The organism is Neorhizobium tomejilense, assembly GCF_964254135.1.
Classification (GTDB): domain Bacteria; phylum Pseudomonadota; class Alphaproteobacteria; order Rhizobiales; family Rhizobiaceae; genus Neorhizobium; species Neorhizobium tomejilense.
Genome location: NZ_CAXUSO020000002.1, coordinates 918,681 through 931,383, shown reverse-complemented (window position 1 = coordinate 931,383; position 12,703 = coordinate 918,681). Strand labels below are relative to the sequence as shown.

The following is a 12,703-nucleotide window of genomic DNA, read 5'->3' as shown; positions in this document are numbered from 1 at the left end:
CAGAGAGTTATCTAGCGACCTCACTCTGCCACGGTGCAGGCCGCTACTCACCCCTGATGGGATCTCAAGGCGGCCGATTCGGACTGTCCATTCGCCGGCTGGTAGAATTCGCTAGCCGCTAATCCGCTCAAGCATTTTAAGGTGCTCCGTGCATACGTCTTTGACCATCGCGAGCAGCAGGCTGGTCCGCTCGCCCAGCCACGAGAGCGCCTCCTCGCTGATCTCGTAGTGCTTCGAGTACCGCGCCTTTACATAGGCCTCGTTCAGGGTGTTGAACCAGGCGCGCTCGCGATGCTGGTCGCGGGGAAATGCCTCGGCCAGCCGCCGGTCCTGTTCCTCGGCAAGGGAGCGCAGGAACTTGATGTTGTGCGAGGGCGGCCCGTAGTTTGTGAGTGTCAGCAGAACGCAGGAATAGGCCTGTTCGAGCGATTGATGGAGCTCGAATGCCGCAATTCGGAATTCCTTTTCAACAATGCAAGAGGTGGCAATCTTTAGGAAAGACCTCGAAAGTGAAACCCGGTCCTCAAAATGCTCTCGCGCGACCCGCAACCGATCCGTCGGCGATAGTGGCTGCGGCTCCGCCAGCGGCTCGTCATCCAGTTCGTAAAGGACGATCCCTTCCTTGCGGATGTCGGAGAAGAAGTACTGTCCCTCTTTGAGGTAGGTATTCACCTCGCGCCTGGAATGGACGATGAAGCTCACCGGCGTTTCGATCGAGGTGTCGCGGATCAGCCGGTCGGCGGCCTTGTACCAATAGTCGGCGAATTCGCAGAGCCTGCGGTCGTTGACGATGACCAGCAGGTCGAAATCCGACCGGTAACCTTTCATCGTGAACGGCTCGTCGACCCATCCACCCTTGGCATAGGAGCCGAACAGGATGATCTTCAGGATCCGGCCGCGCTTCTTGAAGTCGGCCGTCCCCTGTTTCAGGGCATCCTCGAACTCCTCGTGCAGGATTTCCAGGACCCTGCCGAGCTCTCGCTGTTTGCGCGGTGGCATGTGATCGAGGGATGACTTCATCATGGACGGCGATGATCCTCAGGAAGGACAGGAGCTGCTTTTGCAATACGAATGGTTGCATCGTTTGCTTCTACACATACGGCACGCCGCACGGAAGCGGGGAGCGGCAAAGAAGGCGGGACCAACCTCGCGGCTGTCATTGACCCTCTACGCATGATCGAACATCCCTTTGAACTCCGGATCGACATAGTAGCGTAGCTTTCCCCGCCCAGGCAGGGCGCCGCCCTGTCTCAATAGGATCATGCGGTTCTCCGGCAGTCGCATGATCTCGTCGGCATTGATCAGGTCGCGGCCGGCGATATGCTCGGACAAGGAGTTCTCGCCTGCGCAGATCCAGGTCGGCCAGCTTACGATGGAGCTGGACTTGGTTAAAAAAACACCGCGCCAGCCGATCGCCAGCGACAGCGGGAACTTATCCATCATCACCGGTCCCCGGCCTGCTCTGTCAGACGGGGGTGCACCATCCTCTGATTTCAAGTTCACGGACAGCGCGCTGAATGGTCTTAACGCTCTTCCGGCAATCGCGTGATAGGACGGCCATGCCTTCCCGGTGTGGCCGTTCAAATGTGTTGTGACGATGTAGAGCGCTACGGACCGCGCATTCTCGCTCAGATCTCTGTCACGGCTCAACTGTTGAAGCCATTGCAGCTTCACTTCACGAAACGGTCGCAGTCCACTCATGCGGATCTCCAAAAACAAACCGTATCCATGACCTGGGCGCGGCCGATTATGGAAAAAATAGGTGGATTGGTGCGGGTCTCCGGCGGGTAATAAGAGTCAAAATCCATGGCAGAGTTGTTTGACAGATGTGCCCTATGCCTCTGATACTTGTCGAGCGATTTTACAGCTGTTGTGATGTGAGCCATATGGATACTGCCAGAAAATGCGAATTTGTCATCCGTCGGCCCGTGGAAGCGCAGGCCCGGCGCCCACGTTCGGCGGGACGAACGGCGCTTAGATATGCGTCGTCTGCGCCGCGTTGATCGATGAGATGAAGCTCTTCGTGCGTTCCTGTTTCGGATCGCCAAAGATCGCTTGCGCTCTGCCGGACTCGACCACTTTTCCGCTCTCGAGGAAAACCACGTGATTGGCGATCCGCGAGGCAAGGCGCAGATCGTGCGTCGCCATCACCATCGTTGTTCCTTCGGCCGCGAGCCGTCCGAGCACATCGATGACCTCGGCGGAAAGTTCGGGATCGAGAGCCGAGGTCGGTTCGTCGCAGAGAAGAACCCGGGGCGAAGGTGCGAGCGCGCGGGCGATCGCCACCCTTTGCTGTTGCCCGCCGGAAAGCTCTGAGGGCCAGGCATCGGTCTTATGTGCCATTCCTACCTTGGTGAGCAGTTCGCTGGCGCGGCCATGGGCCTTTTCGCGCGGCCATTTGAGAACCGTCGTCAGCCCTTCCATGACGTTTTCGATGGCGGTTCGATGCGGGAAGAGCTGGAAGTTCTGGAAGACCATGCCGGTCTGGCGGCGGATTTTCTGGATCGACTTCCAGCCGACCTTCATGCCGGGCTCGAAGTCGAGCTTTTCGTCGCCGATGCGGACGGAGCCGGCGGTCGGGATCTCCAGGAGGTTGATGCAGCGCAGCAGCGTGCTCTTGCCGCCGCCCGAGGGACCGATGAGCGCAGTGACGCTTCCCTCGGGGATGCCGAGGCTGATGTCCTTCAGGATCACCGCGTCGCCGAACCGCTTTTCGATGTTGGAAAGCTCGATCATCGGTTTGACTCCATCATGCCGCCATAACGGGCGAAACGCTTTTCAAGTCTGTTCTGCAACGACGACAGCACCGAGCTCAAGGCCAGATAGATCAGGGCCGCCTCGATATAGAGGATCAGCGGTTCGTAGGTCGTCGCGACGATCCGCTGGGCCGCCTGGAAGAGTTCCGGCACCGTGATCGCCGCGGCAAGTGAGGTATCCTTGACCAGCGAGATGAAGGTGTTCGAAAGCGGCGGCACGGCGACGCGCGCCGCCTGCGGCAGAATGGTGCGGCTCATCGCCTGGCGCCACGACATGCCGATCGAATAGGCCGCTTCCCATTGTCCCTTCGGGACCGACGAGATGACGGCGCGGATAATCTCGGAACTATAGGCGCCGATATTCAGGGTAAAGCCGATCAGCGCCGCCGGAAATGCATCGAGCAGGATGCCGATGCTCGGAAGGCCGTAGAAGATCACGAAAAGCTGCACAAGAAGCGGCGTGCCGCGGATCACCCAGACGTAAAATCGGGCGATCAGCGCAAGCGGTGCCGGGCCGAAGAGCCGCGTAACCGCCGTGATCAGGCCGAGGACGAGCCCGAACAGGAACGACAGCAATGTCAGCGGAACCGTGAAGCGGATGCCCGCCCACAGGAGGGTCGGAAGTGAATCCGACATCAATTGAAGCCAGTGCGGCACGATTTGATCCTTAAAAAATGACGCGCCCGGCGCAGGCGCCGGACGCTGGATTCACGCATTCAGGAACGGCCTGGCAGCTTACTTGGAGACGTCCTGCCCGAAATACTTGTCCGAGATCTTCTGATAGGTGCCGTCGGCCTTGATGTCCGCCAGGGCCTTGTTGATCGCTGCGAGCAGTTCCGGTTCGCCCTTGCGGATGATGATGCCGGAATAATCGGCATTGTCCTGCTGTGCTGCGATCCTCACCGGCGCGTCGGGTTTCTGCTTCTTGAAATCGAGGAAGGAGAGGCTGTCATTGATCGTCGCGTCGGCACGGCGCGTCAGCACGAGCTGGATCGACTGGTCGAAACCGTCCGTGCCCACAAGTTCGGCGCCCGACTGTTGGGCGATCTTCCCAAAGTTGCTGGTCAGCGACTGGGCGGATTTCTTGCCCTTGAGATCGGCAAAGCCCCTGATGTCGCTATTGTCCTGGCGAACGATCAGCACCGCCTTGGAAGCGATGTAAGGCTCGGAGAAATCGTATTTCTGCTTGCGGGCTTCGGTGATACCGACCTGGTTGATGACGGCATCGTAGCGCTTGGCATCGAGGCCAGCGATAAGGCCGTCCCACTTGCCCTCCAGGAACTCGGCTTTGACGCCGATTTTCGCGGCAACGGCTTGCCCGATCTCCACATCGAAACCGACGAGCTTGCCGCTTGCGTCATGGAAGGTGAATGGCGCGTAGGTCCCCTCCGTGCCGATCTTGAAGATACCGGAGGATTTGATGGCAGGGAGATTTTCGCCGGCGAAAGACGGCGTAAGGGCTGCCGCGTGAATAAGGGCCGCCGCGATCATGGTTTTCAGCCGGAACATTTAGGTCATCCTTTCAGCAGTGCTTGCTGGCGACTAGATGACAGAAAATAGGACGCGGCGATTGAAAGAAAACCGCAAATAAAGCCGGCAAATGCGAATTTTTTGCTCACGCACGGGAGCCCCCTATCCCTTCTCCAAGAATAACGATGGGTGGCAGCCAACCGGCAGTCACGGCTTTCGTCCTCGCAGGTAGATGCACGTCACGGCTGTGGATTTAGGTCGCTCGGCCGTGTCGATACCTGTGGCGCGCTGAATTCAACGCAAAAAATTCCAAACACCCTGAATACCTTAGCGATGAACATGCCGTTTTTCGCGCGCAATCGCCTCCGGCGCGATTGACATAAATCAATGACAGCCAGATTATATTCAACATGGATACGACATATTCAAATAGAATACAAGAAGAAAGCGGCGGCGTCCGCCCGCTCTCCACGGTCCTGAAGACCATGGCGGTGCTGGATGTGCTGGCATCGAGCGCCCGCGGCATGAAACTGCCCGAGATCGCGTCGGCGATGGAGCTCTCTCGCCCCACCGCTTATCAGCGGCTGTTGACGTTGATCGAAGCGGGCTGGGTCGAGCAGGATCAGGAGATGCGCTATCGGCTCTCGATGCACGCCTGCCGGCTTGCCGCGGCCGCCATGGAGCAGGCCAATCTCGGAACGCGAATTCAGCCGGTCATCGAAATGCTGGTTCATCGGGTGAAGGAAACGGCCTCTTTGGCGGTGCTCGATCGCGGACTGCCTTGCATCGTCTCGCGTGTCGAATCCCAAAGCGTGCTGCGTGCGGAACAGAAGATCGGCACGACCATGTCACTCGAAGGTTCCGCATCCGGCCGCATCCTGACCGCTTTCGCGGACGAACTGACACTGGCCCGCCTGAAGGAAAGCGGCGAGCCGCTGGCTTCCGAAGAGCTCCTGGGCGAGGCGCGCGCGAACGGCTACGCGCTGTCGAGCGGCTATACCCATAGCGGCGTCGTCGCGATCGCCGCGCCGATCTTCGATCTCCATGGCAAGTGCACGTCGACGATCTCGCTGGTCATGCCGGAAATGCGCTTCGACCTCGAGAGCTTCCGCGAGCCGCTTCTCGAAACCGCCCGTACCATCACGAAAATGCAGCAGGGAGAACGTTGACGGTCATGACCGCGACTTCCGAACAGGTGGCAACGCCCCGACCGCGCCCGAGCCATGAGGTGATGAAGACCTCACGGCTGGCGGCAATCCAGCCGAGCCGGCTCAGCGGCACCCGCGCCTTCATGAACAAGATGATCCGCGAGCGCTGGGACATTTCCAATGTGCTTTTCGACGTCGACGAAAACGCCGAAGGAACTGTCGTTTATTCCATCAAGGCACCGGAGCAGGAATTCTCCTTCATCGGCTTTTCCCGCCCGCCGAGCCGGACGGCTCGTACCGGCCGTATCATCGGCCAGGCCTGGGACATGATGGGCGCGCTGATCGAAGGGCCGGCGACCGAAATCGAGATCGAAACGGCGCGGCGGGAAATTCCTAAACTCTATACCGGCCGGGCGACCGCCGGCACGCTGATCTGGTGCCGCTCGAACCGCTCGATGCGGGTCTTCGACCAGACGCTCGAAGCGCTTGCCGAAGGCCGCCAGCCCTCCGTCGCCGATCTTTCGAAGGTCTGCTACCTGATGCGCAATACCGGCCTCGACGGCAACGGCACGTTCGGGACGCGTTCCTTTCCTTCGCTCGGTGCCCGTCATGCGCTCGGCGGTGTCCTGCAGGCGCAGTTGCTGACCGCCTATCTGATGCGGGAATTCTCCTGCGACCTTGTCGAGCATCTGGCGGCCAAGAAATCGGAGACCGCCGTGCGTCTCGACCCGCAGCTTCGCCGCTATATCGGCGTCGGCAACGGTTCGGCGCTGGGCCTTATCTTCTTCGTCCACAAACATCCGCGCCTGATCGACGGGCTTCTGTCCGCGCGCGAAACCGCGATCGCGATGGCCCGCGCGCTGAAGCTCGAAGCGTCGGATTCCCGCATCGCCAGGCTGCTCGGACTTCTCCGCCAGGCAATCTTGTTCCGCAACCAGGACCAGATGGTCTACGAGACATTTGCCTCCAGCGCCGACGTGGCAGCCGACCTCGAGAAGGTGGTGGCGGCACTCGAAGAATTCCGCGGCAGCGGAACGGTGTTTAGACGTGCCACGGATTTCCCGCTTGACGTGCTTGCCGCCGAATTCGAAGCCCACCTCATTCCGGAAGCCTTCGAGACTTTCCTCTCTTTGCTGATCGAACTGGTGCCGGAAGAAGCCGACGGGCTATTGGCAGCCATTGATGCTCCCGACGAATTCAGCGTCGCGCCAGCCGAGACGGTCGAACAGCTAATGGCGCTCGTCCGTGACGAATATCAGTGGGCGCTCGATACCGACATGGCCGGCCCCGAGGCCTACAAATATGTCTGGTACAAGTCGGAGACGGCGGAGGAGCCGCGCCGCGGCGCCCGCGAGGAAGTCCCCGATGCGCTTGACCTCGGCCTCGATGTCTGCGGCGGCATCCAATCCCTTTTTGGTGATCTCGGCAGCGCGGAAGGTTCGCTCAGCACCGCCCGCTTCCTGATGAAACATCCCGAACACCGCTACATGGTGGCGCGCATTCAGAGCCTGCGCGGGCGGGACTATCATACGCCCCGCGCCAACATCAACGCGGAGGCTTTTGTGCCGATCGATCTCGTGCGGCTGATGAATGTCGGCATCCACGGCATCGACAAGACCCGTGACTTCCTGAACCGCAACCTGCGCGGCGTGCTCTATCACGGCGCACCGACCCCCGACGATCTGCGCGCCGGCTATACCGGCACCTGGTATTACCCGGCGGAGCCTGTTCTATGACATCCTCGCATTCATCTCCATCCATGCGCGTCATGCCTCGCGAAATGCGGCTGATGTCCGAGCGGATACTTTCGCAGAGCAGCCTGCCCAAAGGCTTCTTCCTGACAGTCGGCGACATTCCGATGTATTCGCAAAAGCTCGGCCTTGGCGGTTTCAAACTACTCGAGCAGCGGTTCGAGAGCTTCAAGTCGGCGGCTCCCGCCCGTATCGCGATTGCTTCCGAAGCCCGTAATCGCATGACGCTCGATGCTTGCGGCGAACACGCATGGTTCGTGCTGCCGACGGCGATCGATCTTCTCGGTGAGCTGACGGCCCGGTTCAGGTCGGCGGAATTGACCGTCACAGGGGCCACGGATGCCGAGGAACTTGCGCTTGCCGCGCGTTTCGGCGGGCGGTCGGGGCTTTCGATCTCCGTGACCGGCAATGTGCTGAAGGCTGTTCCGGCAGCTGTCATCGGCGACGTACGAAAAGACGATCCTCTTCTCTGGTCGCTTCTGGAAAACGGCGCCGAGATCGAGAGCGATCTCTGGTGGCGCATCTATCATCTGGCGAAGCGGGCACTTGCGACCGACAGCATCGTCTCGCGCCGTCATGCCGGCCCGATGATCGTCAACGAGGATGGCACCGTCATCGGTCGCAAGGACAACGACGACGAGACGGATGTCTCTTTCCTGTCGTCCAGCATTTCCGAACGTATGAAGGAGGGCGCGAGATCATGATCATCGACGGTTTGCAATGCGGGCATTTCGATCGCGCCGCATTTGAATCCCTGAGGGCAGGGGATGTCGGCGGGGTCGTCAACACCTGCGGCTTCTGGGAGGGCACCGTCGAGTCGATGGATTCCATCGGCCGCTGGCGCGACCTGGTGCGCGAAAACTCCGATCTCGCCGAGATCGCCCTTACCGCCGACGACATCACCCGCATTTCCAGCGCGGGCAAGGTCGCGGTCATCATGGGTTTCCAGAATGCCAACCTTTTCGAAGGGCGGATCCGCTTCGTCGAGATGTTTGCCGAACTCGGCGTGCGCGTCGTGCAACTCACCTACAACAACCAGAACGAACTCGGTGGCTCCTGCTACGAGGCTGAGGATTCCGGCCTTGCCCGTTTCGGCAAGGAAGTGGTGCGTGAGATGAATGCCGCCGGCATTCTGGTCGACTGCAGCCATGTCGGCGACCGCACGACGCTCGATGCGATCAAGGTTTCCGAAAAGCCGATCGCCGTCACTCACGCCAACGCCCAGTCGCTTTTCATGCACAAGCGCAACAAGTCGGACGACGTCATCCGGGCGCTGAAGGAGACCGGCGGCGTGATCGGCTGCGCTGCCTATCGCAACATCACCGGCGACGAATTCTGCGCTTCGATCGAAGCCTGGTGCACGATGGTTGCCCGCACGGTGGATCTTGCCGGCATCGACTCCGTCGCGATCGGCACCGACAAGAGCCACAATTTCACCGCTCCCGATTACGCCTGGATGCGCAAGGGGCGCTGGACCCGTGGCGAGGACTATGGCGCCAGCGCCGCGGGCAAGCCGCTCAAGGCCGCGCCGCCGGAATGGTTCCAGAAGGTCGAGGACATCAGGGTAATCCCGGACGGCCTGCGCGCCGTGGGCTTCTCGGAAGAAGAAGTCGCGAAGATCACCCACAAGAACTGGCTGCGGCTCTACGAAGCCACCTTCAGAAAATCATAAAAGAGGAGAACTACAATGACTGGAATGAAGACATTTCTCATGCCTGACCGCCGCCGTTTCCTGAAGACGGCCGGCGCTGCGGTGACCGCTTCGCTCGCCGCTCCCTATCTCGTTCGCGCGCAGGAGAAGGTCCTCTACGTGAACACCTGGGGCGGCCCCTGGGAGGCTGCCGCAAAGACGCATCTCATCGATCCGTTCACCGCCGAAACGGGCATCCAAGTGAAGACGGTTTCCCCCGTTTCCTTCGCCAAGCTCGCCCAGCAGGTGAAGACCGGTACCTACGAATTCGACGTCACCACGCTCGGCGGCGGCGAACTGGTGCGTGCGAACCAGGCCGGCATCATCGAAAAGCTCACCGAGCCTTACAAAGGCGGACTCTTCGAAAACGGCGTCGCTTCACATGCGTTCGCCACCGTGATGGCCTGGCGCAAGGATAAATATAAGGACACACCGAAGACCTGGGCTGACTTCTGGAATGTCGAGAAATTCCCCGGCGGACGGTCGCTGCAGCGTTATGCGTCGCGCGTCATCCCGATCGCGCTTCTCGCCGATGGCGTCGCGGTCAAGGATCTCTATCCGCTCGATGTGGACCGGGCCTTCAAATCGCTTGACAGGATCAAGCCGCATATCCGCGTCTGGTGGACCGCCGGCGCCCAGTCGACGCAGATCCTGCGTGACGGAGAGATCGACATGATCGGCATCTGGCACGGCCGTTATTTCGAGGCCGAGAAGGCCAGCGCTCCGGTTGCCATGACCTGGAACCAGGGCGAGATCGAGCGCGCCTATTGGGTTGTCGCCAAGAAGACACCGAACCTCGAGAACGCCAGGAAATTCGTCGAGTTCGCAACCAGTGCCAAGCCGCTCGCCGGCTTCTCCAAGGCTGCGGACTACGGCGCGCTGAACCCGGCCTCCAACCAGTTCGTGGATCCGGCGGATGCCAAGCGCATGCCGACCTCGCCGGACAACTACAAGCTGACCTTCGAGCAGGACATGGCGAATCTGGGCATAGACCCGGCGGAGCTCGCCGAACGTTTCGAGGAGTGGGTCGCGAGCTGATCCGCTCTCCTGGATCAATGTGACCTGCTGGACGGCATCGCGCGGAACGACCGCGCGATGCCGCAACGACCCTGCCTGCCATAAAAAAGGAACGGCAATGGGCATCAGCCTTTCAAAACTGACGGAAAAGACGAACATCTGGCCCTGGCTGCTGCTGGCGCCGCTCGGCATCTACATGCTGATCTTCTTCGCCGTGCCGCTTGCCGAAGTGGCGATCATGAGCTTCACGGAGCCGAAGGTCTCGCTTGCGAACTACCAGAAGGTCGTCACCGGTGCGCTTTACCAGCGCGTCTTCCTGAACACGTTCGTGACGGCCGCCTTCGTCACGCTCTGCTGCCTTCTGGTCGGTTATCCGCTGGCCTATCTGATGGCCCATTCCAAGCCGCGCACGGCAATGCTGATCCTGCTGCTTGTCACCATGAGCTTCTGGACCAGTTTCCTCGTCCGCACCTATTCGTGGATGGTTCTGCTCGGCAATAATGGTCCGCTGATTGCTTTCCTGCAGATGATCGGCGTCGACAAACCGCCGCAGCTTCTCTTCACCCGTTTTTCCTCGACGCTCGCCATGGTGCATATCCTGGCGCCCTACATGATCATGAACATCTATTCGGTGATGAAGAAGATCGACCCGGCGCTGATCCGCTCGGCGGAAAGCCTGGGGGCCAAAGGCTGGTCGCTGTTCCGGCATGTCTACCTGCCGCTGACGGCGCCAGGTATCGCCAACGGTTCCGTCCTGGTCTTCGTCATCTGCCTCGGTTTCTACGTGACGCCGGTACTGCTCGGCAGCCCGCGCGAGCAGATGGTCGCCGGTCTGATCGGCCACCAGATCGAGGAGTTTCTCGCCTTCGGTCTGGGTTCCGCCATGGCGATGATCCTGCTCGTGGTGACACTCATCATCCTCACCATCTATCATCGCCGTTTCGGCCTCGACAAACTCTGGGGGTGACCGAATATGAACACGTTCATGCGCTGGGCCGGTTTCATCGTCGTGCTCTTCATTGTAGCACCGCTCGTCATCGTCGTGCCGATGTCGTTTTCGAACGCGAGCTCCCTGCAATTCCCGCCGCCGGGTTACTGGCTTGGGTATTACCGGGCTTATTTCACCAGCATGGATTGGCTGATGCCGACATGGAACAGCATCCTGATCGCGACCGCCACGACCATCCTCACCATGGCCCTGGTCGTGCCCGCGACCTTCGCCCTGGTGCGCCACAAGTTTCGCGGCAAGGGATTTGCCGACCTGATGATGCTGATGCCGATGGCAGTGCCCCATATCGTCATGGCGGTCGGCTACTATTCCTATTTCGGCGATCTCGGGCTGGTGCACAGCCATCTCGGCGTCATCCTGGCGCATACCTGCCTGTCGGTCCCGATCGCCTTCCTCGTCCTTTCGGCCAACCTCAAGGGTTTCGACCGAAACCTTGAACGGGCCGCGCAGAGCCTCGGCGCCAGCCCGGCAAAGACCTTCCTGCACGTCACCCTGCCGATCCTGCGGCCGGGACTGGTCATCAGCTCGCTCTTCGCTTTCATCCAGTCCTTCGATGAGACCGTGGTGGCGATCTTTATTTCGGGCCGCGACGCAGAGACCCTGCCACGCAAGATGTTCGACAGCATCCGCCAGGAGGCCGATCCGGTGATCGCCGTCATCTCGACGCTGCTGTTCTTCGTCGTGCTGCTCGGCATAGCGGCTCCCTATTTCGCCAGCGCGCTGCGCAGCCGCGCTCCCAGGCCGAGCCGGCCGGCCGGCGCACACTGATTCTCGCAAGGACTCCCCAAGGACTTCCCATGACGAACTATCTGCAACTCTCCAACATCACCAAGACCTACGGACATTTCACGGCGCTCGACGACGTGAGCCTGTCGGTCGAAAAGGGGGAGTTCGTGACCTTCCTGGGCCCAAGCGGCTCGGGCAAGACGACGACCCTGATGATCATTGCCGGCTTCGAAAAGGCGAGCGGCGGCACGGTGCAAGTCGGTGGCCGGTCGATCTCCGAGCTTGCGCCGCACGAGCGCAATATCGGCATCGTGTTCCAGAACTACGCCCTGTTTCCGCACAAGACAGCCGTCGAAAACGTGTATTTTCCGTTGCAGATGCGTGGCGTCAGCCGTTCGCAGGGCCTGAGGCAGGCAGAGGATATGCTGTCTCTCGTCGGCCTCAAGGGTTTTGGCCATCGCCATCCCAAGGAATTGTCCGGCGGCCAGCAGCAGCGCGTCGCGCTTGCCCGCGCCCTGGTTTTTGAGCCTTCGCTGCTCCTGCTCGACGAGCCGCTCGGGGCGCTCGACAAGAACCTGCGTGAGCAGATGCAGATCGAGATCAAGCGCATCCAGCGCAGCCTCGGCGTGACGACCATTTTCGTGACTCATGACCAGTCGGAAGCCATGTCGATGTCCGATCGCATTGTGGTATTCGAGAAGGGACGCATCGAGCAGGTCGCAGCACCGCTGGATATCTACCATCGCCCGCAGACCGCCTTCGTCGCCGCTTTCATCGGCGAGAGCAACCTGATCCCGGCAATGATTACCAGCGGGGCCGGCAAAACAGCCGAGAACCCGACGCTTGGAGCCTTCCAATACGCCGGCGAAGATGCTCTTTCCGACGGCCAGAAGGTGACGCTTCTGATCCGCCCGGAGCATATCAAGCTGTCGCGCAGCCCGATCGAGGGCCGCAAGAACGCCCGCTTGATCGTCGAGACGATCGTCAACTACGGCGACAACGCACTCGTGATCGGACGGGCAGGGGATATCCCCATGCGCGTCAGAGTGCTCGGCGCCGATGTGGTGATCATCAAGGAAGGCGAGGAATGCTGTATCAGCTGGGCTCCTGAGGCGGTCTTCGTGATCACCAAATAG

Annotated in this window: 13 protein-coding genes; 8 read left to right on the top strand and 5 right to left on the bottom strand. The window is 60.5% G+C overall.

From position 1 onward, the window contains the following. Window positions 1–111: 111 nt before the first annotated feature. The 5 genes from ACSQ3G_RS27135 to ACSQ3G_RS27115 form a co-directional block, all read right to left on the bottom strand. Entirely contained in the window at window positions 112–1,023 is a 912-nt protein-coding gene (locus ACSQ3G_RS27135; RefSeq protein ID WP_436112460.1) for a nucleotidyltransferase and HEPN domain-containing protein, read from the bottom strand. A 144-nt stretch (window positions 1,024–1,167) separates the two neighbouring features. Beyond that, window positions 1,168–1,701, bottom strand: a complete 534-nt coding sequence (locus tag ACSQ3G_RS27130; protein WP_436112459.1) for a hypothetical protein — start codon at window positions 1,699–1,701, stop codon at window positions 1,168–1,170. Window positions 1,702–1,974: 273 nt separating this feature from the next. After that, complete coding sequence (locus ACSQ3G_RS27125; protein WP_436112458.1) at window positions 1,975–2,736, bottom strand: amino acid ABC transporter ATP-binding protein; 762 nt, start codon at window positions 2,734–2,736, stop codon at window positions 1,975–1,977. After that, entirely contained in the window at window positions 2,733–3,413 is a 681-nt protein-coding gene (locus ACSQ3G_RS27120) for an amino acid ABC transporter permease (protein ID WP_105437167.1), read from the bottom strand. The genes ACSQ3G_RS27125 and ACSQ3G_RS27120 overlap by 4 nt, the downstream gene beginning before the upstream one ends. A gap of 78 nt (window positions 3,414–3,491) precedes the next feature. Continuing rightward, window positions 3,492–4,265 (bottom strand): amino acid ABC transporter substrate-binding protein, encoded by a 774-nt coding sequence (locus ACSQ3G_RS27115; RefSeq protein WP_436112457.1) that lies wholly within the window; start codon window positions 4,263–4,265, stop codon window positions 3,492–3,494. Window positions 4,266–4,636: 371 nt separating this feature from the next. On the opposite strand from ACSQ3G_RS27115, the gene ACSQ3G_RS27110 reads away from it, so the two are divergent. The 8 genes from ACSQ3G_RS27110 to ACSQ3G_RS27075 all read left to right on the top strand — a co-directional run bounded on the left by ACSQ3G_RS27110 (window position 4,637) and on the right by ACSQ3G_RS27075 (window position 12,703). Then, the gene (locus tag ACSQ3G_RS27110; RefSeq protein ID WP_436112456.1) at window positions 4,637–5,395 is read left to right on the top strand and encodes an IclR family transcriptional regulator; all 759 of its coding nucleotides are present in this window, start codon (window positions 4,637–4,639) and stop codon (window positions 5,393–5,395) included. Between the two features lie 5 nt (window positions 5,396–5,400). After that, window positions 5,401–7,110, top strand: a complete 1,710-nt coding sequence (locus ACSQ3G_RS27105) for a hypothetical protein (protein ID WP_436112455.1) — start codon at window positions 5,401–5,403, stop codon at window positions 7,108–7,110. Then, complete coding sequence (locus ACSQ3G_RS27100; protein ID WP_436112454.1) at window positions 7,107–7,829, top strand: hypothetical protein; 723 nt, start codon at window positions 7,107–7,109, stop codon at window positions 7,827–7,829. Before ACSQ3G_RS27105 ends, ACSQ3G_RS27100 begins: the two co-directional genes overlap by 4 nt. Continuing rightward, a complete protein-coding gene (locus ACSQ3G_RS27095) occupies window positions 7,826–8,797 on the top strand; it encodes a dipeptidase (RefSeq protein WP_436112453.1) in 972 nt (323 codons plus the stop codon). The genes ACSQ3G_RS27100 and ACSQ3G_RS27095 overlap by 4 nt, the downstream gene beginning before the upstream one ends. Before the next feature lie 15 nt (window positions 8,798–8,812). Then, the gene (locus ACSQ3G_RS27090; protein ID WP_436112452.1) at window positions 8,813–9,853 is read left to right on the top strand and encodes an ABC transporter substrate-binding protein; all 1,041 of its coding nucleotides are present in this window, start codon (window positions 8,813–8,815) and stop codon (window positions 9,851–9,853) included. Window positions 9,854–9,950: 97 nt separating this feature from the next. After that, the gene (locus ACSQ3G_RS27085; protein WP_105417702.1) at window positions 9,951–10,799 is read left to right on the top strand and encodes an ABC transporter permease; all 849 of its coding nucleotides are present in this window, start codon (window positions 9,951–9,953) and stop codon (window positions 10,797–10,799) included. 6 nt (window positions 10,800–10,805) lie between these two features. Beyond that, on the top strand, window positions 10,806–11,609 hold the full coding sequence (locus ACSQ3G_RS27080) for an ABC transporter permease (RefSeq protein WP_436112451.1): 804 nt from the start codon (window positions 10,806–10,808) through the stop codon (window positions 11,607–11,609). A 29-nt stretch (window positions 11,610–11,638) separates the two neighbouring features. Further along, a complete protein-coding gene (locus tag ACSQ3G_RS27075; protein WP_436112450.1) occupies window positions 11,639–12,703 on the top strand; it encodes an ABC transporter ATP-binding protein in 1,065 nt (354 codons plus the stop codon).

Bases quoted from the DNA above. Each gene is read 5' to 3' on its own strand.
- ACSQ3G_RS27100 (WP_436112454.1), top strand. From the start codon at position 7,107: ATGACATCCTCGCATTCATCTCCATCCATGCGCGTCATGCCTCGCGAA.
- ACSQ3G_RS27110 (WP_436112456.1), top strand. From the start codon at position 4,637: ATGGATACGACATATTCAAATAGAATACAAGAAGAAAGCGGCGGCGTC.
- ACSQ3G_RS27090 (WP_436112452.1), top strand. From the start codon at position 8,813: ATGACTGGAATGAAGACATTTCTCATGCCTGACCGCCGCCGTTTCCTG.
- ACSQ3G_RS27125 (WP_436112458.1), bottom strand. From the start codon at position 2,736: ATGATCGAGCTTTCCAACATCGAAAAGCGGTTCGGCGACGCGGTGATC.
- ACSQ3G_RS27080 (WP_436112451.1), top strand. From the start codon at position 10,806: ATGAACACGTTCATGCGCTGGGCCGGTTTCATCGTCGTGCTCTTCATT.
- ACSQ3G_RS27115 (WP_436112457.1), bottom strand. From the start codon at position 4,265: ATGTTCCGGCTGAAAACCATGATCGCGGCGGCCCTTATTCACGCGGCA.
- ACSQ3G_RS27130 (WP_436112459.1), bottom strand. From the start codon at position 1,701: ATGAGTGGACTGCGACCGTTTCGTGAAGTGAAGCTGCAATGGCTTCAA.
- ACSQ3G_RS27095 (WP_436112453.1), top strand. From the start codon at position 7,826: ATGATCATCGACGGTTTGCAATGCGGGCATTTCGATCGCGCCGCATTT.
- ACSQ3G_RS27105 (WP_436112455.1), top strand. From the start codon at position 5,401: ATGACCGCGACTTCCGAACAGGTGGCAACGCCCCGACCGCGCCCGAGC.
- ACSQ3G_RS27135 (WP_436112460.1), bottom strand. From the start codon at position 1,023: ATGATGAAGTCATCCCTCGATCACATGCCACCGCGCAAACAGCGAGAG.
- ACSQ3G_RS27075 (WP_436112450.1), top strand. From the start codon at position 11,639: ATGACGAACTATCTGCAACTCTCCAACATCACCAAGACCTACGGACAT.
- ACSQ3G_RS27085 (WP_105417702.1), top strand. From the start codon at position 9,951: ATGGGCATCAGCCTTTCAAAACTGACGGAAAAGACGAACATCTGGCCC.